26 protein-coding genes and 1 pseudogene are annotated in these 24367 nt (G+C 63.2%); 9 read left to right on the top strand and 18 right to left on the bottom strand.

From position 1 onward, the window contains the following. Positions 1–29 precede the first annotated feature (29 nt). A complete protein-coding gene (gene lptG, locus ACMGGG_RS03105; RefSeq protein ID WP_054895506.1) occupies positions 30–1091 on the bottom strand; it encodes an LPS export ABC transporter permease LptG in 1062 nt (353 codons plus the stop codon). Next, the gene (gene lptF, locus ACMGGG_RS03100; protein ID WP_054895505.1) at positions 1084–2199 is read right to left on the bottom strand and encodes an LPS export ABC transporter permease LptF; all 1116 of its coding nucleotides are present in this window, start codon (positions 2197–2199) and stop codon (positions 1084–1086) included. The genes lptG and lptF overlap by 8 nt, the downstream gene beginning before the upstream one ends. A 354-nt stretch (positions 2200–2553) precedes the next feature. On the opposite strand from lptF, the gene ACMGGG_RS03095 reads away from it, so the two are divergent. From ACMGGG_RS03095 to rlmF, 5 genes are all read left to right on the top strand, one after another. After that, positions 2554–4047 (top strand): leucyl aminopeptidase, encoded by a 1494-nt coding sequence (locus ACMGGG_RS03095; protein ID WP_414154845.1) that lies wholly within the window; start codon positions 2554–2556, stop codon positions 4045–4047. Between the two features lie 46 nt (positions 4048–4093). Continuing rightward, complete coding sequence (locus ACMGGG_RS03090) at positions 4094–4522, top strand: DNA polymerase III subunit chi (protein ID WP_054895503.1); 429 nt, start codon at positions 4094–4096, stop codon at positions 4520–4522. Between the two features lie 5 nt (positions 4523–4527). Then, complete coding sequence (locus ACMGGG_RS03085) at positions 4528–4896, top strand: hypothetical protein (protein ID WP_054895502.1); 369 nt, start codon at positions 4528–4530, stop codon at positions 4894–4896. Positions 4897–5104: 208 nt separating this feature from the next. Further along, positions 5105–7951, top strand: coding sequence for a valine--tRNA ligase (locus ACMGGG_RS03080; protein ID WP_414160011.1), 2847 nt, complete (start codon positions 5105–5107; stop codon positions 7949–7951). 170 nt (positions 7952–8121) lie between these two features. Further along, the gene (gene rlmF, locus ACMGGG_RS03075; protein ID WP_065863238.1) at positions 8122–9078 is read left to right on the top strand and encodes a 23S rRNA (adenine(1618)-N(6))-methyltransferase RlmF; all 957 of its coding nucleotides are present in this window, start codon (positions 8122–8124) and stop codon (positions 9076–9078) included. A 50-nt stretch (positions 9079–9128) separates the two neighbouring features. On the opposite strand, the gene ACMGGG_RS03070 is transcribed toward rlmF, so the two are convergent. Next, positions 9129–9410: an HU family DNA-binding protein gene (locus ACMGGG_RS03070; RefSeq protein WP_054894359.1), complete on the bottom strand. Its 282-nt coding sequence runs from the start codon at positions 9408–9410 to the stop codon at positions 9129–9131. 23 nt (positions 9411–9433) lie between these two features. Next, positions 9434–9715 carry a hypothetical protein gene (locus ACMGGG_RS03065; protein ID WP_151925722.1) on the bottom strand — a complete coding sequence of 94 codons (282 nt, stop codon included), beginning with the start codon at positions 9713–9715 and terminating at the stop codon, positions 9434–9436. 85 nt (positions 9716–9800) lie between these two features. Between ACMGGG_RS03065 and yejK the strand changes: the two genes are divergently transcribed. Continuing rightward, positions 9801–10808: a nucleoid-associated protein YejK gene (yejK, locus tag ACMGGG_RS03060; RefSeq protein ID WP_063543191.1), complete on the top strand. Its 1008-nt coding sequence runs from the start codon at positions 9801–9803 to the stop codon at positions 10806–10808. Here the strand turns inward: yejK and ACMGGG_RS03055 are convergent. Next, entirely contained in the window at positions 10789–11127 is a 339-nt protein-coding gene (locus tag ACMGGG_RS03055) for a GIY-YIG nuclease family protein (RefSeq protein WP_054894361.1), read from the bottom strand. The two genes, yejK and ACMGGG_RS03055, sit on opposite strands and share 20 nt — an antisense overlap. Before the next feature lie 129 nt (positions 11128–11256). Between ACMGGG_RS03055 and ACMGGG_RS03050 the strand changes: the two genes are divergently transcribed. Further along, positions 11257–12033 (top strand): hypothetical protein, encoded by a 777-nt coding sequence (locus ACMGGG_RS03050; RefSeq protein WP_414154843.1) that lies wholly within the window; start codon positions 11257–11259, stop codon positions 12031–12033. Positions 12034–12041: 8 nt separating this feature from the next. Here the strand turns inward: ACMGGG_RS03050 and ACMGGG_RS03045 are convergent, their stop codons facing one another. From ACMGGG_RS03045 to ACMGGG_RS02985, 13 genes and pseudogenes are all read right to left on the bottom strand, one after another. Next, positions 12042–12509: a nuclear transport factor 2 family protein gene (locus tag ACMGGG_RS03045; protein ID WP_063543187.1), complete on the bottom strand. Its 468-nt coding sequence runs from the start codon at positions 12507–12509 to the stop codon at positions 12042–12044. A 105-nt stretch (positions 12510–12614) separates the two neighbouring features. After that, positions 12615–13892 (bottom strand): annotated as a pseudogene (locus ACMGGG_RS03040) (CynX/NimT family MFS transporter); the annotation flags it as partial. 13 nt (positions 13893–13905) lie between these two features. Then, positions 13906–14553 (bottom strand): FadR/GntR family transcriptional regulator, encoded by a 648-nt coding sequence (locus ACMGGG_RS03035; protein ID WP_414154842.1) that lies wholly within the window; start codon positions 14551–14553, stop codon positions 13906–13908. Positions 14554–14673: 120 nt separating this feature from the next. Beyond that, positions 14674–15723, bottom strand: coding sequence for a histidinol-phosphate transaminase (gene hisC, locus ACMGGG_RS03030; RefSeq protein WP_414154841.1), 1050 nt, complete (start codon positions 15721–15723; stop codon positions 14674–14676). 2 nt (positions 15724–15725) lie between these two features. Then, positions 15726–17048 (bottom strand): histidinol dehydrogenase, encoded by a 1323-nt coding sequence (hisD, locus tag ACMGGG_RS03025; protein WP_054894367.1) that lies wholly within the window; start codon positions 17046–17048, stop codon positions 15726–15728. A 127-nt stretch (positions 17049–17175) separates the two neighbouring features. After that, complete coding sequence (gene hisG / locus ACMGGG_RS03020; RefSeq protein WP_063543179.1) at positions 17176–17811, bottom strand: ATP phosphoribosyltransferase; 636 nt, start codon at positions 17809–17811, stop codon at positions 17176–17178. A gap of 103 nt (positions 17812–17914) precedes the next feature. Further along, positions 17915–19180: a UDP-N-acetylglucosamine 1-carboxyvinyltransferase gene (gene murA, locus ACMGGG_RS03015; RefSeq protein WP_063543177.1), complete on the bottom strand. Its 1266-nt coding sequence runs from the start codon at positions 19178–19180 to the stop codon at positions 17915–17917. 24 nt (positions 19181–19204) lie between these two features. Then, positions 19205–19444, bottom strand: coding sequence for a BolA family protein (locus ACMGGG_RS03010; protein ID WP_054894370.1), 240 nt, complete (start codon positions 19442–19444; stop codon positions 19205–19207). A 118-nt stretch (positions 19445–19562) separates the two neighbouring features. Then, positions 19563–19865, bottom strand: coding sequence for a lipid asymmetry maintenance protein MlaB (locus ACMGGG_RS03005; RefSeq protein ID WP_414160010.1), 303 nt, complete (start codon positions 19863–19865; stop codon positions 19563–19565). After that, on the bottom strand, positions 19862–20515 hold the full coding sequence (locus ACMGGG_RS03000) for a phospholipid-binding protein MlaC (RefSeq protein ID WP_063543175.1): 654 nt from the start codon (positions 20513–20515) through the stop codon (positions 19862–19864). The genes ACMGGG_RS03005 and ACMGGG_RS03000 overlap by 4 nt, the downstream gene beginning before the upstream one ends. 9 nt (positions 20516–20524) lie before the next feature. Further along, complete coding sequence (mlaD, locus tag ACMGGG_RS02995) at positions 20525–21010, bottom strand: outer membrane lipid asymmetry maintenance protein MlaD (protein ID WP_054894373.1); 486 nt, start codon at positions 21008–21010, stop codon at positions 20525–20527. Further along, positions 21010–21807, bottom strand: a complete 798-nt coding sequence (mlaE, locus tag ACMGGG_RS02990; protein WP_063543173.1) for a lipid asymmetry maintenance ABC transporter permease subunit MlaE — start codon at positions 21805–21807, stop codon at positions 21010–21012. The genes mlaD and mlaE overlap by 1 nt, the downstream gene beginning before the upstream one ends. Then, a complete protein-coding gene (locus ACMGGG_RS02985; RefSeq protein WP_054894375.1) occupies positions 21807–22616 on the bottom strand; it encodes an ATP-binding cassette domain-containing protein in 810 nt (269 codons plus the stop codon). The genes mlaE and ACMGGG_RS02985 overlap by 1 nt, the downstream gene beginning before the upstream one ends. Positions 22617–22861: 245 nt before the next feature. On the opposite strand from ACMGGG_RS02985, the gene ACMGGG_RS02980 reads away from it, so the two are divergent. Both ACMGGG_RS02980 and ACMGGG_RS02975 read left to right on the top strand, forming a co-directional pair. Continuing rightward, on the top strand, positions 22862–23836 hold the full coding sequence (locus tag ACMGGG_RS02980; protein ID WP_054894376.1) for a KpsF/GutQ family sugar-phosphate isomerase: 975 nt from the start codon (positions 22862–22864) through the stop codon (positions 23834–23836). Further along, entirely contained in the window at positions 23837–24361 is a 525-nt protein-coding gene (locus ACMGGG_RS02975) for a KdsC family phosphatase (protein ID WP_054894377.1), read from the top strand. Positions 24362–24367 lie beyond the last annotated feature (6 nt).

The following is a 24367-nucleotide window of genomic DNA, read 5'->3' as shown; positions in this document are numbered from 1 at the left end:
GGTCGGCTTTCTCATTCACGCCTGGCTCATCACCCTGCCCGACGCAACAACCACACACCGGCCAGTGCGCAGATCCCGGCTGGAATCACCACCGCCAACAGCGGCGGGAAACCGAACACCTGGCTCGACGGCCCCAGCAGGTCCTGGGCGATGCGGAACACGAAGCCCACCAGCACGCCGGTAAACACGCGCTGACCCAGGGTCACCGAGCGCAGCGGGCCGAAGATGAAGGAAATCGCCATCAGTACCAGTGCAGCGGTCACTGCGGGTTGCAGGATCTTGGTCCAGAACGCCAGCCAGTAACGGGCGTTGTTCAGGCCCTGGTCGGCCAGGTAGTGGATGTATTCCCACAACCCGGTGATCGACAACGACTCAGGTGGCAGCACTACGGTATTGAGCAATTCCGGCGTCACCGACACGTCCCAGATTTCTTCCGGTGCCTGCACCACTTCGGTGTGGTCGCCACGGAAGAACGTGGTGCTGACGTCGTGCAGCACCCAGCGCTGATCCTGGTACAGCGCGCGGCGGGCGAAGCTGGAAGCGACGATCTTGCGTTGTTCGTCGAAACGGTAGCGGGTCACACCGAGCAGCAAGCCGTTGGGCTGTACCGAGTTGATGTGCACGAACTCTTCGCCCTGACGGTGCCACATGCCGCGCTTGGAGCTTTGCGCCTCACCACCGCCCTGCGCCAGCGAGCGCTCGGCCTGGGCCTTGTTCTCGGTGACCGGTGCGACGTATTCGCCAATCAGCAGACCGACCAGCATCAGCACCAGCATCGGCTTCATCACTGCCCAGACGATACGACCGATGGACACGCCCGCAGCACGCATGATGGTCAGCTCGCTGCTGCTGGCCAGGCTGCCCAGGCCGATCAGGCAGCCGATCAGCGCAGCCATCGGCAGCATGTCATACAGCCGACGCGGCGCGGTGAGCAGCACGTAGCTGCCGGCGTCGAGCAGGGTATAGGTATCGCTCAAATCGCCCATCTCGTCGATGAAGGCGAACAGCGAGGCCAGGCCGAGGATGATCCCCAGCACGGCCAGGATGGCCAGCAGTACGCTCTGGCCGATATAGCGGTCGATCTTAACCATGGGCCACCCCCGCACGGCGCGCGGCCATCTTCAGGCGCAGCGGCTCCCAGTACATCAGCGCCAGGCCGATGAGCAGGAACAACGCGTGCACCCACCAGATGCCCAGGGAGATCGGCAACTTGCCCTTCTCGAGGGCGCCGCGAACGGAAATCAGCATCGTCAGGTAGGCCATGTACAGGAGGATCGCCGGCAGCAACTTGAGGAAGCGGCCCTGGCGCGGGTTGACCTTGGCCAGCGGCACGGCCAGCAGGGTCACGATGAATACCAGCAGCGGCAGCGACAGGCGCCATTGCAGTTCGGCGCGCTCACGCAGGCCGTCATGCCCGAACAGGTCGGTGGTCGGGATGGCTTCACGCTCGGTGACTTCCTCGCTGACCTCAGGCTTGGGCAGCAGCACACCGTAGGTGTCGTACTTGATCGCCCGATAGTCGGCCTGGCCGGGGTTGCCGTCGTAACGGTAACCGTTTTCCAGGATCAGGTAGCGGTTGCCATCAGGCTGCACCTCCTGATGGCCTTTTTCCGCCACCAGCACCGACGGTGCGCGGTCCTTGGTCTTGTCCTGGTTGAAGCGCTTCTCGGAAATGAACACCCCGCCCAGATTGACGCGGTCGTCGGACATCCGCTCGGTGTAGGTGACACGCGTGCCGTCACGCAGGGTCTGGAAACGACCCGGCACGAGCGTATCGAACTCGGTCAGGGCATCCTGCTGGGCGATGATCTTCTGCACCTGGGCCACACCTTGGGGGGCCAGGCTCAAGCTCAGCCAGGCAACCGCCAGCGCGACCAGCGCAGCCGGCGCCAGCGTCAGCGTCAGCAGACGCTGCTGACTCATGCCGGTGGCCGAGAGCACGGTCATCTCGCTTTCGAGATACAGCCGCCCGTAGGCCAGCAGGATACCGAGGAACAGGCCCAGCGGCAGGATCAGTTGCAGGAAGCCTGGCAGACGGAAGCCCATGATCAGGAACAGCACGCCCGGGTCGAGCGCACCCTGGGCCGCCTGGGCCAGGTATTTGATGAAGCGCCCGCTCATGATGATCACCAACAGCACTGCGCTGACGGCGCTCAAGGTCACCAGGACCTCGCGGGACAGATAACGAAAGACGATCAAACCAGACACTCCTGGGTTGTCAGGGGCGGATTGCCAGACAATGACTGAGTAAAGCCAAGACCTATGCCGGTTCGCCTCAAGCGAACCTCCATCTAAAAGTGCGCGCATTATCCTGTGATTGGGCGCGCCTGTCACTTGGCGGCGCATGACAGCGGACGTCATGACCGTAAAAGTGCGAAAAAGCCCCGCCATTGAAGCAGGCGCTGCCCTGCAAAAGCATAGACCGGGGTTGTCAGCAAGGCGGCGGCAGGCTCAAACTGGCCGCTTTTCAACTGGCACGCAAGCACGCGGCCAGGCCTGTCGCACTGACCCTGCGGCAGTGGCCAACAACAGAGATCATTCGGGGAACCTGACATGGAACTGGTTGTAAAGACCGTAGCCGCAGCATCCGTGAAAACCGCCACCCTGGTCGTGCCGGTCGGTGAAGGCCGCAAGCTTGGCACCGTGGCCAAGGCCGTTGATCAGGCGACCGATGGCGCCATCAGCGCCATCCTCAAGCGCGGCGACCTGGCCGGCAAGCCGGGCCAGACCCTGCTGCTGCAGAGCCTGCCGGGCCTCAAGGCCGAGCGCGTACTGCTGGTTGGCAGCGGCAAGGATGAAGCCCTGGGCGATCGCGCCTGGCGCAAGCTGATCGCCAGCGTTGCCGGGGTGCTGCGCAACCTGGCAGGCGGTGACGCCGTGCTGGCCCTGGACGACATCGCCGTGGCCAACCGCGACGGTCATTACGGCAAATATCGCCTGCTGGCCGAAACCCTGCTCGACGGCAGCTACGTGTTCGACCGTTTCAAGAGCCAGAAGGCCGAACCGCGTGCCCTGAAGAAAGTCACCCTGCTCGCCGACAAGGCCGGCCAGGCTGAAGTCGAGCGTGCGGTCAAGCATGCCACCGCCATCACCACCGGCATGAGCCTGACCCGCGACCTGGGCAACCTGCCGCCGAACATCTGTCACCCGAGCTTCCTCGCCGAGCAGGCCAAGGAACTGGGCAAGGCGCACAAGGGCCTCAAGGTCGAAGTACTCGACGAGAAAAAGATCAAGGACCTGGGCATGGGCGCGTTCTACGCCGTGGGCCAGGGCAGCGACCAGCCGCCACGCCTGATCGTCATGCAATACCAAGGCGCCAAGAAGACCGACAAGCCGTTCGTGCTGGTCGGCAAGGGCATCACCTTCGATACCGGCGGCATCAGCCTCAAACCCGGTGCCGGCATGGATGAAATGAAGTACGACATGGGCGGCGCTGCCAGCGTGTTCGGCACCCTGCGTGCGGTGCTCGAGCTGCAGTTGCCGATCAACCTGGTGTGCCTGCTGGCCTGCGCCGAGAACATGCCCAGCGGCGGCGCAACCCGCCCGGGCGACATCGTCACCACCATGAGCGGGCAGACCGTCGAGATCCTCAACACCGACGCCGAAGGCCGCCTGGTGCTGTGCGACACGCTGACCTATGCCGAGCGCTTCAAACCGCAGGCGGTGATCGACATCGCCACCCTCACCGGCGCCTGCATCGTCGCCCTGGGCAGCCACACCTCGGGCCTGATGGGCAACAGCGACGACCTGGTCGGCCAGTTGCTCGACGCTGGCAAGCGTGCCGACGACCGCGCCTGGCAACTGCCGCTGTTCGACGAGTACCAGGAACAACTGGACAGCCCGTTCGCCGACATCGCCAACATCGGCGGCCCTAAAGCCGGCACCATCACCGCGGGCTGCTTCCTGTCGCGCTTCACCAAGAACTACAGCTGGGCGCACCTGGACATCGCCGGTACCGCATGGGTCAGCGGTGGCAAGGACAAGGGTGCCACCGGCCGTCCTGTTCCGCTGCTGACCCAGTACCTGCTGGATCGCGCGGGCGTCTGACACACCAGTGCCGGCGCCCGAGTGGCGCCGGCCGGGCTGAACGAACATGAGCAAAGTCGATTTCTACATCCTGCCCACCGACTCGCTGTCGGCGCGGCTGGATTTCGCCTGCAAGCTGTGCGAAAAGGCCTGGCGCCTCGGCCACCGGGTCTACCTGCATTGCCAGGACGACGAACAGCGAAACGCCCTGGATGAACGCCTGTGGCATTTCAAGGGCGAGGCTTTCGTGCCCCATGACCTGGCCGAGCAACACGCCGATGCCAGGGTCGCATTGGGCCTGGGCGACACTGCTGGCGAGCACCGCGACCTGCTGATCAACCTGGGCGGTGATGTGCCAGGGTTCGTCGGCCAGTTCGAGCGGGTCGCCGAGATCGTTGTCGAAGAGGCCTCCATTCGCCAGTTGGCCCGCGAGCGATTCCGTTTCTACCGCGAACAGGGCTATGCTCTGCAAGACCACCGCTTACAGCGACTTTGACGACGATGGACAAACCCTCCTCACTGACACAATCCGCCCACCTGCTCGACGATCTCGAGTCGATCCGCCAGTTGCTTGGCGACGCCGACCTGCAGCCGCCGCTGCTGACCGAAACGGTCGAGCAGATTCCCCTGCTGCTCGATGAGCCGGCCGGCAACGCGACAACCGCCGTCGAACCTGCCCAGGCCAGCACGCCGGAAGAAGATGCCCAGACTCGCCGCCAGGACACCCTGCTGCACCTGGACACCGAACTGCGCGCTGCGGCGCAATCGATCATGCAGGATGTGATCAACGACTTCGTTCCGCACATCGAGACCGAGGTCAAGCGTCGCCTCGAAGCGCGGATGGAGCGGTTGATCAAGCGTTCCGAGTAACACTTGCCTTTTGCGGCGTCCTTTTCGCGGGCAAGCCCGCTCCCACAGGCACACCACAGCCTCGAGAACTGTGGTGTGCCTGTGGGAGCGGGCTTGCCCGCGAAAAGCACACCATCGTCGTGCAATATAACGATCCCATGTCCCCTGCGCCCTGCCCGTTGTATACTCTTCGGCTTTTCCGTATTTATGCCTAAGGGTCCCGCCGCGCATGGATAAGACCTACCAGCCGCACGCCATCGAAACTTCCTGGTACAACACCTGGGAGTCCGAGAACTATTTCGCCCCGCAAGGTGCAGGCGAGTCCTACACCATCATGATCCCACCGCCGAACGTGACCGGCAGCCTGCACATGGGTCATGGGTTCAACAACGCGATCATGGACGCCCTGATCCGCTTCCGCCGCATGCAGGGGCGCGACACCCTGTGGCAGCCGGGCACCGACCACGCCGGCATCGCCACGCAGATGCTGGTGGAGCGCCAGCTCGAGGCGAAAGGCCAGAACCGCCACGACCTGGGCCGCGAAAAGTTCCTGGAGAAGGTCTGGGAGTGGAAGGAACAGTCCGGTGGCAACATCAGCCGCCAGATCCGTCGCCTGGGTTCGTCGGTCGACTGGAGCCGCGAACGCTTCACCATGGATGACGGCCTGTCCGAAGCCGTCAAGGAAGCCTTCGTGCGCCTGCATGAGGACGGCCTGATCTACCGCGGCAAGCGTCTGGTCAACTGGGACACCAAGCTGCACACCGCGATTTCCGACCTCGAAGTGGAAAACCACGACGAGAAAGGCCACCTGTGGAACCTGCGCTACCCGTTGGCCGATGGCGCCACCACGGCCGAAGGCAAGGACCACCTGGTCGTTGCCACCACCCGCCCGGAAACCCTGCTCGGTGACGTCGCCGTTGCCGTGAACCCGACCGACGAGCGCTACCAGGCGCTGATCGGCAAGTTCGTCGAGCTGCCGCTGGTCGGACGCCGCATCCCGATCATCGCCGACGACTACTGCGATCCCGAGTTCGGTACCGGCTGCGTGAAAATCACCCCGGCCCACGACTTCAACGACTATGAAGTCGGCAAGCGCCACAACCTGCCGCTGCTGAACATCTTCGACAAGAACGCCACCGTGCTTGCCGCGGTCCAGGCCTTCAACCTCGATGGCAGCGTCAACGAAAACCTCGACACCTCGCTGCCTGCGCAGTACGCCGGCCTCGACCGCTTCGTGGCGCGCAAGCAAATGGTTGCCGACCTGGACGCGCAGGGGCTGCTGGTCAGCGTCGATGACCACGCCCTGAAAGTGCCGAAAGGCGACCGCTCGGGTACCGTCATCGAGCCGTGGCTGACCGACCAGTGGTACGTCTCCACCAAGCCGCTGGCCGAGCCAGCCATCGCCGCCGTGGAAGACGGTCGCATCCAGTTCGTGCCGAAACAGTACGAGAACATGTACTTCTCCTGGATGCGCGACATCCAGGACTGGTGCATCAGCCGCCAGCTGTGGTGGGGCCACCGCATCCCGGCGTGGTACGACAAGGCCGGCCAGGTCTATGTCGGCCGCAACGAGGAAGAAGTGCGGACCAGGCACGGCCTGGGCAGCGATGTGGTCCTGCGCCAGGACGACGACGTGCTCGACACCTGGTTCAGCTCGGGCCTGTGGACTTTCTCCACGCTCGGCTGGCCGGAACAGACCGAGTTCCTGAAGAAATTCCACTCCACCGACGTACTGGTCACGGGCTTCGACATCATCTTCTTCTGGGTCGCCCGGATGATCATGCTGACCATGCACCTGATCAAGAACGAGGATGGCACCCCGCAGGTCCCGTTCAAGACCGTGTACGTGCATGGCCTGGTGCGCGATGGCCAAGGCCAGAAGATGTCCAAGTCCAAGGGCAACGTGCTCGACCCGCTGGACATCGTCGACGGCATCACGCTCGAAGCGCTGCTGGAAAAACGTACCAGCGGCCTGATGCAGCCCAAGCTCGCCGAGAAGATCGCCAAGCAGACCAAGGCCGAATTCCCCGAGGGTATCGCCAGCTACGGCACCGATGCCCTGCGCTTCACCTTCTGCTCGCTGGCTTCCACCGGCCGTGACATCAAGTTCGACATGGGCCGCGTCGAAGGCTACCGCAACTTCTGCAACAAGATCTGGAACGCTGCCCGCTACGTGCTGGACAAGGGCGAGGACTGCGGCCAGAACGGCGAGGCCTACGAGTTGTCGCTGGCCGATCGCTGGATCATCTCGCAACTGCAACGCACCGAAGCGGAAGTGACCCGCCAGCTCGAGCAGTTCCGCTTCGACCTGGCCAGCCAGGCGCTGTACGAGTTCGTCTGGAACCAGTACTGCGACTGGTACCTGGAGCTGTCCAAGCCGGTACTGTGGGATGAGAATGCGCCCATCGAGCGCGCCCGCGGTACTCGCCGTACCCTGGTCCGCGTGCTGGAAGTGGTACTGCGCCTGGCGCATCCGTTCATGCCGTTCATCACCGAAGAGATTTGGCAGCGCATCGCGCCGCTGGCGGGCGTCCAGGGCAAGACCATCATGCTGCAGCCTTGGCCGGTGGCCAATGAGAGCCGCATCGATGCCAGCGCCGAAGGCGACATCGAATGGCTCAAGGAACTGATGGTCGGCCTGCGCAACATCCGCGCCGAGATGAACATCGGCCCGGGCAAGCCCCTGCCGCTGTTCCTGAAGAACGCCAATGCCGACGACCAGCGTCGCCTGCAGGAAAACGAAGCGCTGCTCAAGAAGCTGGCCAAGGTCGAGACCTTCACCGTACTCGGCGAGCAGGACGAAGCGCCGCTGTCGGCCACCGCACTGGTAGGCGATCTGCAGGTACTGGTACCGATGGCCGGCCTGATCGACAAGGACGCTGAGCTTGCACGCCTGAACAAGGAAATCCAGCGCCTGCAGGGTGAGGTCCAGCGTGTCGGCGGCAAGCTGTCCAACGCCGCCTTCGTCGACAAGGCACCGCCTGCGGTGATCGAGAAGGAACGTGCCAAACTGGCCGAGTCCGAACAGGCCCTGGCCAACTTCACCGAGCAGCATGCGCGGATTGCAGCGCTGTAACCTGACATTGCTGAACTGACCGGCGAGGGCTTCGCCCTCGTTCGCGGCCAAGGCCGCTCCCACAGGAATGGGCTGTCTTCAAAGAGCCCTACTATCCTGTGGGAGCGGCCTTGGCCGCGAATGGGCCGCCGTGCGGCCTCTGGCCAGTGCAAGCGACACCGGACACGAGCATGACCCAGAACAAACCCACCCTGCATCCGCGCAATCGCCACCAGGGCCGCTACGACTTCCCCAGTCTGATCAAGGCCCATCCTGACCTGGCCCGGTTCACCATCACCAACCCCCACGGCAAACCCAGCATCGACTTCGCCAACCCCGAGGCCGTGCGCGTGTTCAACCGTGCCTTGCTAAAGGCCCAGTACGGCATCCAGCACTGGGACATCCCCGCGGACTACCTGTGCCCGCCGATCCCAGGACGCGCCGACTACATCCACGTGCTCGCCGACCTGCTGGCCGAAGACAACGGCGGGCAGGTCCCACGCGGCGCCCAGGTGCGCGCGCTGGACGTCGGCGTCGGCGCCAACTGCATCTACCCGCTGCTCGGCCATAGCGACTACCGCTGGCGCTTTCTCGGCTCGGATATCGACGCCACGGCGCTGGCCTCGGCCAAGGCGATCGTCCAGGCCAATGGCCTGAACAAGGCCATCACCCTGCGCCAGCAGGCCAACCGCAAGCACATCCTCAGCGGTCTGCTGCAGGACGACGAGCGCTTCGACCTGACCCTGTGCAACCCGCCCTTCCACGGCTCGCGCGAGGAGGCCACCCGTGGCAGCCAGCGCAAATGGAAGAATCTGGGCAAGCAGGATCCCACCCGCAAGTTGCCAGTGCTGAACTTCGGCGGGCAGAACAACGAGCTGTGGTGCGAGGGGGGCGAGATCCGCTTCGTCACCCAACTGGTGAACGAAAGCGTGCAGTATGGCGAGCGGGTGCTGTGGTTCACCAGCCTGGTGTCCAAGGTCAGCAACCTGCCGGGGATCGAAGCGGCGCTCAAGAAAGCGGGCGTGAAAGCCCAGCGCGTCGTAGAGATGGGCCAGGGCCAGAAACAGAGCCGCATGGTGGCCTGGAGCTTCCAGGACGACGCCATGCGCAGCGCCTGGCATGCCGCGCGAGGCAAGGCGCAGGCGTGAAAAAACCGCGCCCGGACAAGCCGGGCGCGGTTTCAATGAAGCATCGACAATTACTTGTTGATGGCGTCGTTCAGGACCTTGGCTGGTACGAATTTGACGACTTTCTTGGCAGCGATTTCGATGGCAGCGCCAGTCGAAGGGTTACGGCCAGTGCGGGCAGGACGCTCGGAGACTTTCAGCTTGCCGATGCCTGGCAGGGTGATTTCAGCGCCGTTTTCCAGTTGGTCAGCGACGATCTGGCCCAGTTGCTCCAGAGCGTTGCGCGCGGTGGTTTTCGGCGCGTCGATGGCTTCGGCGATGTCGGCAATCAGTTGGTCTTTGGTCAATGCCATGGTGGTGTTCCTTCCCTATCAAATCAGAGGTATGCAGCGTGCTTCATCGTTATCGGGCCTGCACGGAAGGTCCGGCGAGCCTCGCCAATCGCGTATGTAGATACGAAAATCAGCGTTTGGTTCGACACGACGCAAGCGAGCTGCCAGCAATGCGCCACCCCAAGGGGCGCAAGACGGCGCAAAGCTAACACAGGAACCAGGAAATATCCGCTGTCGACCGTGATTTTATTGAGGTTTTTCGGGGGTTTGCCCGAAAAGCGCAGATTTTTGAACAAAAAACGAACAACTGTCATTTCCGCCAACATCTGGCCACTGCATCACCCCTGCCCTGCGGTAAACTGAGCCACTTTGCAGCGCGGTATCGCACCGCCCATCCTTTCAGAGAATTCCATGCCAATCCGTCATTGCATCGTTCACCTGATCGACAAGAAGCCCGACGGCAGCCCCGCCGTGCTCCATGCGCGAGACACCGAACTGGCGGCGTCGGACGCCATCGAGAACCTCCTGGCCGACCTCAACGACAGCTATAACGCCAAACAGGGCAAGGCCTGGGGCTTCTTCCACGGAGAATCCGGCGCCTACCCGCTCAGTGGCTGGCTCAAGCAGTACCAAGAAGAGGAAAAGGACTTCACCACCTTCAGCCGCATCGCAGTCGAGCACCTGCAGAAGCTGATGGAAGAGTCGAACCTGTCCACAGGCGGTCATGTGCTGTTCGCCCATTATCAGCAAGGCATGACCGAGTATCTGGTCATCGCCCTGCTGCACCACAGCGAAGGTGTGGCGGTGAACGCCGAACTCGACGTCACCCCGTCACGCCACCTGGACTTGGGGCAACTGCACCTGGCCGCGCGAATCAACCTGTCCGAGTGGAAGAACAATCAGCACTCGAAGCAATATATTTCCTTCATCAAGGGCAAGAACGGCAAGAAGGTGTCGGACTACTTCCGCGATTTCATCGGCTGTCAGGAAGGTGTCGACGGCCCTGGTGAAACCCGAACCCTGCTCAAGGCGTTCAGCGACTTCGTCGAAAGCGAGGATCTGCCCGAGGAAGCAGCGCGCGAGAAGACCCAGACCCTGGTTGACTATGCCACCAGCCAGACCAAGCAGGGCGAGCCGATCACCCTGGAGGAACTGTCGAGCCTGATCGACGAAGACCGCCCCAAGGCGTTCTTCGACCACATCCGCAACAAGGACTATGGCCTGTCGCCGGAAATTCCTGCGGACAAACGCACCCTGAACCAGTTCCGCCGTTTCACTGGACGTGCCGAGGGTCTGTCGATCAGCTTCGAGGCCCACCTGCTGGGCTCGAAGATCGAGTATGACGAAGAAGCCGGAACCCTTGTGATCAAGGGCCTTCCGACACAACTGATCGATCAGCTCAAGCGCCGCAAGGACTGAGTTCGACCGTCGCCCCACCCTGCGCGAAGGAGGCGACCAGCGCCTCCTTCGCCGATTTGCGCAGCTTTTTCACCAGCCGCTCCTGGCGCAGGGCTTCGCCTTTGTCCGGCCACTGCTCGACATAGACCAACGCCTGCGCCGGGCTGGTCTTGAAATAACGCGCGCCCTGCCCTTTCTGATGCTTCTGGAAGCGTCGCTGCGGATCATCACTGATGCCGCAATACAGCGAGCCATTGGCCGCCCGCACGAGGTACACGTACCAGGGCTTGGCCTCCCGTTCGGGAATATCTTCACTCGCCACAGGGATCCTGAGTGTCATTAGTTTGGAGAGCCCATCCATATCCAGGGCTCTACCATGTTGAAAAAATGTTCCCGGCTACTAGCCACAGCTGCGCTGCTAACGCCATTCCTGGCCCAGGCGTCCCTCGGCGAGCGAACCGCTGCGCAGATGCAGGAAAACTATGATGCTGCACCGGTTGACTGTGGGGGTTCGGCCATTCCGGCCCACGGTTGTTCGGGCGTACTGATCCGCGCGACCAAACCATCCCCCAAGTATCACACCTGGCATCATAGCCCGAACAACAAGGAAAAAGGCGGCGTCTCGTTCTCCTACCTGCGCACCGACCTGCCAATCACAAGCCTGGCTGCCGATGCCCGCAGCGGCTTTACCCTGTACCCGCGCATGCAGCGCCCGGCAGGGTCGATCAACTATCAGGTGCTGTGCGCCTGGCCAACCGATGGCGATACCTGGACGCGCGAACAACAAGGGTGTGGCAACAACAGCCAAACCACCTCGACCGAGCGCCTGTGCCATGAGCACGGCATCACGACCGCTCACGCCTGGATCGACGAGTTCCGCCGCTCCGGGGACTACAAGCGCCAATGCGCATTCGATGTGCGTGACACCCGCAAGAGCGAGCGCGCCGACGCCTTCTACCAGAGCCTGACGGCACAGCGAATGTTCGCCTCCGAACTACCATTCCCTTGGAATGAAGTCATCGTTCAAGCCTGGGAAGAGGACCAATCCCACAGACTGCCGATCCAGTCGTTCTTCCACATCGAAGGCATGTGGGGGGCGCTCGAGCAAGCACAGGCGGACCAGAAGGACTGGTACGAGACCTACGGCGCCTACATCCCGATCATCCGCATCCGCATGCCGCAAGAGGCCCATGACAAGGCCACCTTCAGCTATCACAGTAACGAACAGGCGGTTCCCACGTCCTGAAAAAGCGATCAGCGCGCCTGGAATGCCCGCAGGCCTTTGGTGGCCTGCTGGCGGACCTTGTTTCTTACCAGAGGGCTCCACCCCAGTAACAAGCCGGGCGTACCCAGGGCTTGGCGCGACCAACGCCACAGGTCGAAACTGTCGTCATGCTGACAGATCAAGCCGTCACGGAACACGAAACGAGCCTGGATATCATTGACCACGGTACGGCCGGTCTGGCTGAACAGGTAGGTGGCGACCCAATGGGCACTGCCACCCCGCGCATCCGCGCGCACGCTGTCGAAGGTCAGGGAGAAGTCCTTGGCGCGGGTGGTCAGCATCCGCCACATGTCACCCACGTCCTGGCCGCGCAAGGTACCGAAGGCCGGATCGCTGAAAACGATGTCATCGCTGTAGCAGGCCACCATGGCCTCGGCGTCCAGGCGCTGGAAGGCCTGATAAAAACGGGTGATCAAGGCGCTGTTGGCGTCGCTCATGGGGCAGGTCCGTCCAGGGAATCGAGAGCTGCACGATAATCCGCGCCACGCCTTCGCGCCATGGTCATTTGCGCCATGAATGCATCCAGCGTCGCACCGGTTCCACACCCGCTCGCTGACGACCTGCACATGCAGCGCCCGCCCGGCCCCCAGACCGAAGACGATCGCCCCCAGCCCCAGCACCGCGAAGATCCAACCGACCGCTGCCCAGCCACCGGTGAGGTCATGTACCAGTCCGACCGCGAACGGGCCCATCGAAGCTAGCGTGTAACCGACGCCCTGGGCCATGCTCGACAAGTTCGCCGCCACGTGCGAATCCTTCGAACGCAGCACGATCAGGGTCAAGGCCAGGGCGAAAGTACCGCCTTGCCCCAGCCCCAGCAGCACCGCCCAGCCCCACAGCCCCGAGATCGGCGCATACAGGCATCCGAACAAGCCGCCGAGGGTGACCAGCATCACCACCACGATCGCCAGCCGCTGATCCTTGCCGCGGGTCGCCAGCCAGGGCGCACTGAGCGAGCTGATCAACTGCACCAGCACCGATCCCGAAAGCACCAGACCGGCTTGCGTGGGGCTCAGGCCACGACCGATGAGAATCGACGGCAGCCAGCCGAACACGATGTAGGCCAGCGAGGACTGCAGCCCCATGTACAGCGTCACTTGCCAGGCCAGCCGATCGCGCCACAGCCCCCGCACCCGATAGGCCACCTGGTGCGCGCCATGCCCTTGGCGCGCCTGGGGCGCCCACACCAGCATCGCCAGCAGCGCTGGCAACAGCCAGAAGCCCAGCCCCATGGCCCAACTGTCGCCGAAGTACTGGCTCAAGGGCACGGTGCTGCCCGCGGCCATCGCTGCGCCGAGGCACAGGGCCATCGTGTAGACGCCAGTCAGGGTGCCGGCATGAGCGGGGAAATCACGCTTGACGATGCCCGGTAGCAGCACGCCGATGATGCCGATGCTGGCACCAGCGATCAGGCTGCCGACGAATACCCCGGTCGCACCGAGTGCACTGCGCAGCAGGATCCCCAGCGCCAGGGTCAGGAGGATGCCCAGAATCACCCGCTCGCTGCCAAAACGACGCGCCAGGATCGGCGCCAGCGGCGCGAACAGGCCCAGGCACAGGACTGGCAAGGTCGTCAGTAAACCTGCCGCGGAAGCATTGAGCCCCAGCCCCTCGGACACCTGGCCCAGCACCGGCGCCATGCTCGACAGCGCCGGGCGCAGGTTCAACGCGACCAGTACCAACCCCAGCAACAGCAACCAAGGTCGGCGCAGCACCACGGGCTGCTGCTGGACCTGTTCGTCGTCAGCCTCGGCATCGATCAGCAGCTCATCGAGTTCAGGGTCGTGCTTGGAGTGGTTGTACGTCAGTTGTTCAGGCATGGGGCACTCGGGCTCAGGATTCGATGAGGGCCCGGCTCAGGCGCTTGGCCGCGTCCGGGTCGCGTTGTTCGATGGCGTCGAGGATCTGCACATGCAGGTCGAACACGCGTTGACTGCGGGGAAGCGCACTCATGTTGTGCTGCACCGCTGCAGCGACGACGCTGGAAAAGTAGCGGTACAACTCGCTCAGTGCGGGGTTGTGCGCAGCGTCCACCAGGCGCTGGTGGAACACCAGGTCACAGGCCACATAGGTGTCCAGATCGCCGTGGAAGTGCCCACAGCTGCGCTCCAGGGCCTCGCGCAAGTCGCGCAGATCATCGTCGGTGCGCCGCAGGGCGGCGAGGCCGATGGCCTCGGCTTCGAGGATGCAACGGGTCTCGCGGGCCTGCTCGACCGTGCAGCGCGAGATGGCCTGCACGGCCTGCAAAGGGTCTTGGGCGGTGCGCAGATAGCTGCCGTCGCCCTGGCGCACTTCTACCAGACCACTGAAGGCCAGCACACGCATGGCCTCACGCACGGTATTGCGGCTGATGCCCAGTTCCAGGGCCAGTTCCGGCTCGGTGGGCAGGCGCTGCCCTACAGCCCAGGCGCCCTGGGCAATGCGCTCGCGCAATTGGTCCACGGCTTGCTCCACCAGGGAGCGCTTGATCAACAGGGCCATACTAACATCCAGTCATCGGATGAATTTACAAGCGGCAACAATAGCGCTGAAAAGCATTGCGGGGCAAGTCGGAGCGGCGATGCAGCGATCCGACTTGCCCCGCGACAGGAACGACGCGAACTACCCGTTCAACGCATCGATCAACGCCTGGTTCATCTCCGGCGTGCCTACGGTAATCCTCAGGAACTGCGCGATCCGTGCCTGCTTGAAGTGCCGCACGATCACCCCCTGCTCACGCAGGCGCGCCGCCAGTTCAGCCGCATCCTGTTGCGGGTGCCGGGCGAAGATGAAGTTGGCCGCCGATGGCAGTACCTCGAAGCCCCGCGCCGTCAACTGCTCGACCAGGGCCTCACGGCTGTCGATGACCTTGCGGCAGGTCTCGTCGAAGTAAGCGCGATCTTCGAACGCTGCCGCCGCCCCGATGATCGCCATGCGATCGAGCGGATAGGAGTTGAAGCTGTTCTTGATCCGCTCCAGTGCCTCGATCAGGTCCGGATGCCCCACTGCCAGCCCCACCCGCAGACCCGCCAGCGAGCGCGACTTGGACAGGGTCTGGGTCACCAGCAAATTGTCGTAGCGGTCCACCAGTGCGATGGCGGTTTCGCCGCCAAAGTCGATGTAGGCTTCGTCCACGACCACCACCGAGTCGCGATTGGCCTGGAGCAATCGCTCGATGGCCTCGAGCGGCAGCAGGCAGCCAGTCGGTGCGTTAGGGTTGGGGAAGATGATCCCGGCATTGGGCTTGTTGTAGTCCTCGATGCAGATCTGGAACTGCTCGTCCAGCGCCACCTGCTCGAAGTCGATACCGTACAAGCCGCAGTACACCGGATAGAAGCTGTAGCTGATATCCGGGAACAGCAGCGGCGCGCCGTGCTGGAACAGGCCGTGGAAGATGTGCGCCAGCACTTCGTCCGAACCGTTGCCGACGAAGACCTGCTGCGGGGTGACCTTGTAGTAATCAGCCACAGCCTGCTTGAGCCGGTCGCTGTTCGGATCCGGGTACAGGCGCAGGTTGTCGCTCAGCTCGCCACGCATGGCCTCCAACGCCTTGGGCGAAGGCCCATAGGGGTTTTCGTTGGTATTGAGCTTGACCAGGCGAGCCAGCTTGGGCTGCTCACCCGGCACGTAAGGCACCAGGTCCTTGACGAAGGGGCTCCAGAATCGACTCATGTTCAGTTCCCCTTCTCGTTGAGGATGCGGTATTCGGCGCTACGGGCGTGGGCGGTCAGCGACTCGCCACGGGCCAGTACGGATGCAGTGTGACCGAGCTCGGATGCGCCCTGCTCGGAGCAGAAGATGATCGACGAACGCTTCTGGAAGTCATACACCCCCAGCGGTGAAGAGAACCGTGCGGTGCCGGATGTGGGCAACACGTGGTTGGGGCCTGCACAGTAGTCACCCAGGGCCTCGCTGGTGTGGCGGCCCATGAAGATCGCGCCGGCATGGCGGATCTGCGGCAACCAGGCCTGCGGGTCGGCGACCGACAATTCGAGGTGTTCCGGGGCGATGCGGTTGGCGACCTCGATGGCCTGCTGCATGTCACGCACCTGGATCAGGGCGCCTCGACCGTTGATCGACTTCTCGATGATCTCGGCGCGCTCCATGGTGGGCAGCAGCTTATCGATGCTGGCCGCCACGCGGTCGAGGAAGGCCGCATCAGGGCTGACCAGGATCGCCTGCGCATCTTCGTCGTGCTCGGCCTGGGAGAACAGGTCCATGGCGATCCAGTCCGGGTCTGTCTGGCCATCACATACCACGAGGATTTCCGAGGGTCCGGCGATCATGTCGATGCCGACTTGACCGAACACATGGCGTTTGGCAGTGGCTACGTAGATATTGCCGGGACCGACGATCTTGTCGACCTGTGGCACGCTCTCGGTGCCGTAGGCCAACGCCGCGACTGCCTGGGCGCCACCGACGGTAAACACGCGATCGACGCCGGCGATGCAGGCCGCAGCCAGCACCAGCTCGTTGATCTCTCCACGCGGGGTCGGCACCACCATGACCACCTCACCGACACCGGCGACCTTGGCGGGGATGGCATTCATCAGTACCGATGACGGGTACGACGCCTTGCCGCCAGGCACGTACAGCCCTGCGCGATCGAGCGGGGTGACTTTCTGGCCGAGCACGGTGCCATCAGCTTCGGTGTACTGCCAGGAATCCTGCTTCTGTCGTTCGTGGTAGCTGCGCACGCGGTTGGCGGCAGTTTCCAGCGCCTCGCGCTGGGCTGCGGAGATCCGAGTCAGGGCCAGTTCCAGGCGCTCGCGCCCCAGGATCAGGTCATCGATGGACTTGGCATCAACGCCATCGAAACGCTGGGTGAACTCCACCAGCGCCGCATCGCCACGCTCGCGCACGGCTTTGATGATGTCGAGCACCCGCTGGTTGACCGCGTCATCGGACACGCTTTCCCAGCTCAGCAGATGATCCAGATGTCGCGCGAAATCCGGATCAGCAGCGTTGAGACGGGCAATTGCAGTGGACACGGTCATGACGAGGGCCTCGTTTTATTGGCGAATGCTCAGGCGCCCTAGGCTACCAGTCCATCCGCGCGGGCACCCGAGAAAAGTGGCTATGACGCGGATAGACGGGCGCGACAGCGAAGGTCGCGCGCAGAAGTCAGCCGCGGTGTCGCGATTCGACAGCCTTGCGCAGGGTGTCGATGAGATTCTGGATACGGGCGTGCTGCATCTTCATGGAGGCCTTGTTCACCACCAGGCGCGAACTGATCGTGGCGATCAGCTCCTGTGGCTCGAGGCCATTGGCGCGCAGGGTGTTACCGGTATCCACCACGTCGATGATCTTGTCGGCGAGGTTGATCAGCGGGGCCAGCTCCATGGAGCCATAGAGCTTGATGATGTCGACCTGGCGGCCTTGTTCGGCGTAATAGCGCTTGGCTACGTTGACGAACTTGGTGGCCACACGCAGACGCCCCTTGGGCTCGGGTGCACCAACGACGCCAGCGGTCATCAGCTTGCACTTGGCGATCTGCAGGTCGAGCGGCTCGTACAGGCCCTGGCCGCCGTATTCCATCAACACGTCCTTGCCGGCCACACCCAGGTCGGCGGCACCATGCTCGACGTAGGTCGGCACGTCGGTGGCACGCACGATGAGCAGGCGCACGTCGTCCTGCGTGGTGGGGATGATCAGCTTGCGGCTCTTGTCCGGGTTCTCGGTCGGCACGATACCGGCCTCGGCCAGCAGCGGCAGGGTATCGTCGAGAATACGGCCTTTGGAAAGCGCGATGGTCAACATTGCAACGTCGGTCCTTAAGCGGCTACAGCCGGCCAGGTCATCGACCTGGCCGTGTTCGATTCGGCTGGCACGTCCGTGTGCCGATCACAGGCAGAGAGCGCGACTAGCCCGGTACGCGACGGATCTTCGCGCCCAGCATCTGCAGTTTTTCCTCGATGCACTCGTAACCACGGTCGATGTGGTAGATGCGGTCGATCAGGGTATCACCTTCGGCGACCAGCGCAGACAGTACCAGGCTCGCCGAAGCGCGCAGGTCGGTAGCCATCACGGGCGCACCCTTGAGCGCCTTGACCCCGGTGACGATGGCGGTATTGCCCTCGACCTGGATCTGCGCGCCCATGCGGTGCATCTCGTACACGTGCATGAAGCGGTTTTCGAAGATCGTCTCGATCACGGCGCCCGTGCCTTCGGCAATGGCGTTGAGGGAGATGAACTGTGCCTGCATGTCGGTCGGGAATGCCGGATACGGCGCGGTACGCAGGTTGACGGCCTTGGGCCGCTTGCCGTGCATGTCCAGCTCGATCCAGTCTTCACCGGTCGCGATGTCGGCGCCAGCTTCCTTGAGCTTCTCGAGAACGGCTTCGAGGATGGTCGGATCGGTGTCCTTGACCTTGACGCGGCCGCCGGTAACAGCAGCAGCGACGAGGTAGGTACCGGTCTCGATACGGTCGGGCATCACACGGTAGCTGGCCGAGTGCAGGCGCTCGACACCATCGATGGTGATGGTGTCGGTACCGGCGCCCTGGATCTTCGCACCCATGGCGATCAGGAAGTTGGCCAGGTCGACCACTTCAGGCTCGCGCGCGGCGTTCTGCAGCACGCTGCGGCCCTTGGCGAGCGCAGCAGCCATCATGATGTTCTCGGTACCGGTCACGCTGACCGTGTCGAAGAAGAAGTGCGCGCCACGCAGGCCGCCTTCAGGGGCCTTGGCCTTGATGTAACCACCTTCGACTTCGATCTTCGCGCCCATGGCTTCAAGGCCACGGATGTGCAGGTCGACCGGACGCGAACCGATGGCGCAGCCACCTGGCAAGGCGACTTCGGCCTCGCCGAAGCGGGCGACCATCGGGCCGAGTACCAGGATCGAGGCGCGCATGGTCTTGACCAGCTCGTAGGGCGCAACCAACGTCTTGATGGTGCGCGGATCGATCTCCACCGCCAGCTTCTCGTCGATCACAGGCTCGATGCCCATGCGCCCGAACAGCTCGATCATGGTGGTGATGTCGTGCAGGTGTGGCAGGTTGCCGACGGTGACCGGGCCATCGGCCAGGAGCGTGGCCGACAGAATCGGCAGGGCCGCGTTCTTCGCGCCGGAAATGCGGATCTCGCCGTCGAGGCGCGCGCCGCCAGTAATAATCAGTTTGTCCATTTCAATCTCGCCGCCAACGTTGGCTCAGGTGCGCTCAGCCCAGGCTGCGCTGCTGAAAAATTTCATCGTTACCGCATGGATGCTGCCGTTGGCGATCCACGGATTCAGGTGAGCATAGATCGCCTGCTGACGCTTGACCGGGCTCTGGCCGGCCAGCTCGTCGCTGATCACGTTCAACTGGAAGTTGCAGCCTTCGCCTTCAACTTCGACCCGGGTTCCCGGCAGTTTTTCTTCAAGGAAGCTCTTAACTTCTAAGGCCTGCATGCTCAACCTCAATCGGCGCCCAGTGCGCGCGGGTCGGCCATGATACAAAAAAGCCCCTCGCCTGCGAAGCCCATACGAGGACGCGCTGACCGAGGGGCCTTCCCTTGATGACGGGCCATCAGCCCGCCAGCACTTCATCGAGGTCGTAGACCTCGGCGATTTCACTCATGTCTGCAGGCATGCCGCGCACTTCCCAGGCCTTGCCAGCAGCCTGGGCATCCCGCATGAACGCCAGCAACAATGACAACCCCACGCTGCTGGACTTGCTCACGGCCGAGCAGTCGAGCACCAGCCGCTGCTCGCGGCTGGCGGCGATCAAGGCCTTGCCCTGCTTGCGCAGGGCCTGCCCGCTGCGATAGTCCAGCACACCGGCCAGGCGCAAGACACCCGGCTCGGTCATCGTCATGTCGGCTTCACTCATTTGACCGTCTTCTCGGGAGAGCTGTCGGCAGCTTCCTTGGCCTTGGCCACTTCGCCAGCCCAGCCGTCGATGGTCTTGTCGAGGTTGTTGCCATTACGGTTCATCGCGTCGGCGAACTGGTCGCGGAACAGTTTGCCGATATTGATGCCATTGACGATGACATTACGCACCTTCCACTCACCACCGATGTTTTCCAGGGTGTACTGGACCGGGTATACCGCGCCATTGTTGCCAGACACCTTCATGCCCACCGAAGCACGCTGGCCATCATCCGGCTTGGCTGGATCGACGGTGATGCCCTGGTTGTCGTATTCAAGCAGTGCGTTGCCGTAGAACTGGAACAGGCTGCGGCGGAAATTCTCCTGGAAGCGCTGCATCTGCTCGGGCGTGGCCTTGCGCGAGTACTTGACGGTCATGATGCTCCGGGAGATGCCGTCAGCATCGACCACCGGGCCAAGGATGCGATTGAGCGCATCATAGAAAGCGGTCGGGTTGGACTTGTACTGCGCCTTGTTCGCCTTGAGGTCGGACAGCAGTTCAGTGGTGGTGCCCTGAACCACGTCGCGCGGAGACTGGCCCGGCGCCGCCAGGGCCATCAGGGGGAAGGCCGCCAGCAGGACCAGCAGGCCACGTCGCAGGATCGAAATCATGGAAACTCCTCAATTAGCTGGTTGGGCTTCTTTCGGTTCCTTGCCAACGGAGTTGAGCAGGAACTTGCCAATCAGATCTTCCAGCACCAGGGCCGACTGAGTGTCGTGGATGGTGCTGCCATCCTTGAGCACCTGCTCTTCACCGCCCACGCTGATGCCGATGTACTTCTCGCCGAGCAACCCGGCGGTCAGGATCGAAGCAGTGGAATCGGTCGGCAGATTGTCGACCGACTTGTCCAGCTGCAAGGTGACCCGACCGGTATAGGAATCGCGATCCAGATCGATGGCCGTGACCTTGCCGATGGTCACACCGGCCATGGTCACTTTAGCTCTGACAGTCAAACCGGCGATATTGTCGAAGTACGCATAAACTTTATAGGTGTCGCTGGTCGGACTGGCCGACAGGCCGCTGACACGCAAGGCCAGCAGCAGCAGCGCCAGGATCCCGGCCAGGAGGAACAGGCCGACACCGATTTCCAGGGTGCGGTTTTGCATCAGAAATCTCCAAACATCAAGGCGGTCAGAATAAAGTCCAGACCCAGGACTGCCAACGAGGCATAGACCACGGTCCTGGTGGTGGCACGGCTGATCCCCTCTGAAGTGGGTTCGCAGTCATACCCCTGGAATACGGCGATCCAGGTGACGACGAAGGCAAACACCAGGCTTTTGATCAGCCCGTTGATCACGTCATCGCTGAAAGAAACACTGTTCTGCATGTTGGCCCAGAACGAGCCCTCGTAGACCCCCAGCCAGTCCACGGCCACCCACGACCCACCCCAGATGCCGACCACGCTGAAGATCAGCGCCAGCAGCGGCAGCGAGATGAAGCCGGCCCAGAGGCGCGGGGCGACGATGTACTTGAGCGGGTCGACACCGATCATCTCCAGGCTGGAGAGCTGCTCGGTGGACTTCATGTTGCCGATCTCGGCCGTCAGTGCCGAACCCGCACGCCCGGCGAACAGCAGCGCCGTGACGACCGGTCCCAGCTCGCGCAGCAGCGTCAGGGCAACCATCTGGCCGACGGCCTGCTCGGAGCCGTACTTGGTGAGGATGCTATAGCCCTGCAGGGCCAGCACCATACCGATGAACATGCCGGATACCACGATGATCGCCAGCGACAGCACACCCACCGAATAGAGCTGCTTGGTCAACAGCTGGAAGCCGCCACCGATGCCGCCACGTCCGGCCAGGGCATGGAAGAGGAACAGGCACGAGCGCCCGAGCACGGCCAGCACGTCGATGGCGGCGCGCCCGAACAGGCGAATGCGTTCGAGTATGGATTTTCTGCGCATCAACGCGTCCCCAGCAGATCGGCGCGGTAGTCTGGCGCAGGAAAGTGGAATGGCACCGGACCGTCCGGATCGCCCTTCATGAACTGGCGGATACGCGGGTTGTCCGAACCCATCAGTTCGTCCGGCGTGCCCTGCCCCAGCACCTGGCCATCACCGACCACATAGATGTAGTCGGCAATGCTCGCGGTCTCGGCCAGGTCATGCGAGACGACGATACTGGTGATGCCCAGGGCGTCGTTGAGCAGGCGGATCAGGCGCACCAGAACGCCCATGGCGATAGGGTCCTGGCCGACGAAAGGCTCGTCGTACATGAGAATCTGCGGATCCAGCGCAATCGCCCGGGCCAGCGCCACACGGCGCTTCATGCCGCCTGACAGCTCGTCCGGCATCAGGTCGATGGCACCGCGCAGGCCCACGGCCTGCAATTTCATCAGGACGATGTCGCGAATCATCTCGTCGGACAACTGGGTGTGCACGCGCAGCGGGAAGGCCACGTTCTCGAAGACATCCAGGTCGGTGAACAGCGCACCACTCTGAAACAGCACCCCCATCTGCTTGCGGGCATCGAACAGGTCGCTGCGCGACAGGGCCGGCAGGTTCTGCCCGCCTACCCAGACTTCACCACTGGAGGGGCGCAGTTGCGCGCCCATCAGGCGCAGCAGGGTTGTCTTGCCGCACCCGGAAGGCCCCATGATGCCAGTGACCTTGCCGCGGGGGATACGGATGTCGACATTGCTGAAAATGCTGCGCGAACCGCGTTTGAAGGTGACGCCCTTCAACTCGACCGCGTAGGCGCTATCCGAACTCATCTAGACTCCTTGCAATGCAGCCTCGTCTACATGGACGCCTGCCTTCATCATGAAGGCACACGCATCCCTGGCGGGCCGAATAGCGGCGAACTATAGCACCGCGCAAAGTTGTCCCCAAGGCCATTTCCCCGAGTCGTTCAGGCACCGTACAGCAATTTTGCAACTGCCTACGACAACTCGAAGGTGAGCGTTTCAAACATTGCCGCTATAATCGGCGCCTTTTCATCAGGCATTGCTTTTTCGACATGAGCCAATCCAGCGAGCTGATCCAATCCGCCCAGCGCACCCTGCGCCTGGAACTCGAGGCCGTAGAAGGCCTGCGGGCCCGTATCGACGACAATTTCGTCAAGGCCTGCGAGCTGATCCTGGCCAGCAAGGGGCGGGTTGTCGTGGTCGGCATGGGCAAGTCCGGCCATATCGGCAACAAGATCGCCGCCACCCTCGCCAGCACCGGCACCCCGTCGTTCTTCGTGCACCCGGCCGAAGCCAGCCACGGCGACATGGGCATGATCACCCGCGACGATGTCATCCTCGCCCTGTCCAACTCCGGCAGCACCGCCGAGATCGTCACGCTGCTGCCGCTGATCAAGCGCCTGGGCATCCAGATGATCAGCCTGACCGGCAAGCCCGACTCACCACTGGCACAGGCTGCAGAAGTCAACCTCGACGCCAGCGTCGCCCAGGAAGCCTGCCCGCTGAACCTGGCACCCACCTCGTCCACCACCGCCGCACTGGTCCTGGGCGATGCCCTGGCCATCGCCCTGCTCGAGGCTCGCGGCTTCACCGCCGAGGATTTCGCGTTCTCCCATCCGGGTGGCGCCCTGGGCCGTCGCCTGCTGTTGAAAGTCGAGAACGTCATGCACGCGGGCGACGAACTGCCCCAGGTGCAGCGCGGCACACTGCTCAAGGACGCCTTGCTGGAAATGTCGCGCAAGGGCCTGGGCATGACCGTGGTCATGGAGCATGACGGCCGCCTGGCCGGCGTCTTCACCGACGGCGACCTGCGTCGTAGCCTGGATCGCAACATCGACGTGCACAAGACGCTCATCGACGAAGTCATGACCGTTCACGGCAAGACCGCCCGCGCCGAAATGCTCGCCGCCGAAGCCTTGAAGATCATGGAAGACCACAAGATCAGCGCACTGGTAGTGGTCGATCACCAGGATCGTCCGACCGGCGCCCTGAACATGCACGACCTGCTGCGCGCCGGAGTGATGTAAATGACCCAGGACCTGATGCAACGCGCCCAAGCCATCAAGCTGGCCGTCTTCGACGTGGACGGCGTGCTGACCGACGGCCGCCTGTACTTCCTCGAGGACGGCAGCGAATTCAAGACCTTCAACACCCTCGATGGCCACGGCATCAAGATGCTCATGGCCTCGGGCGTAACCACCGCGATCATCAGTGGACGCAAGACCCCCGTGGTCGAGCGCAGGGCAAAGAACCTGGGCATTCCACACCTGTTCCAGGGCCGCGAAGACAAGCTGGTGGTGCTGGACGGCCTGCTCGCCGAGCTGGGCCTGAGCTACGAGCAGGTCGCCTACCTGGGCGACGACCTTCCCGACCTCCCGGTAATCCGCCGGGTGGGCCTGGGCATGGCCGTGGCCAATGCCGCGACCTTCGTCCGCGAGCACGCCCACGGCGTCACCCAGGCACGCGGCGGCGAAGGCGCAGCCCGCGAGTTCTGTGAATTGATCATGCAGGCCCAGGGTACCCTGGACGCTGCCAACGCCCATTACCTGTAGGCCACG

Origin of the sequence: Pseudomonas sp. BNK-44-b (assembly GCF_047456245.1) — a bacterium.
Taxonomy (GTDB): Bacteria; Pseudomonadota; Gammaproteobacteria; order Pseudomonadales; family Pseudomonadaceae; genus Aquipseudomonas; species Aquipseudomonas machongensis.
Note: the sequence above shows the minus strand (reverse complement) of the source record. Positions and strands in the feature narration are given on the sequence as shown.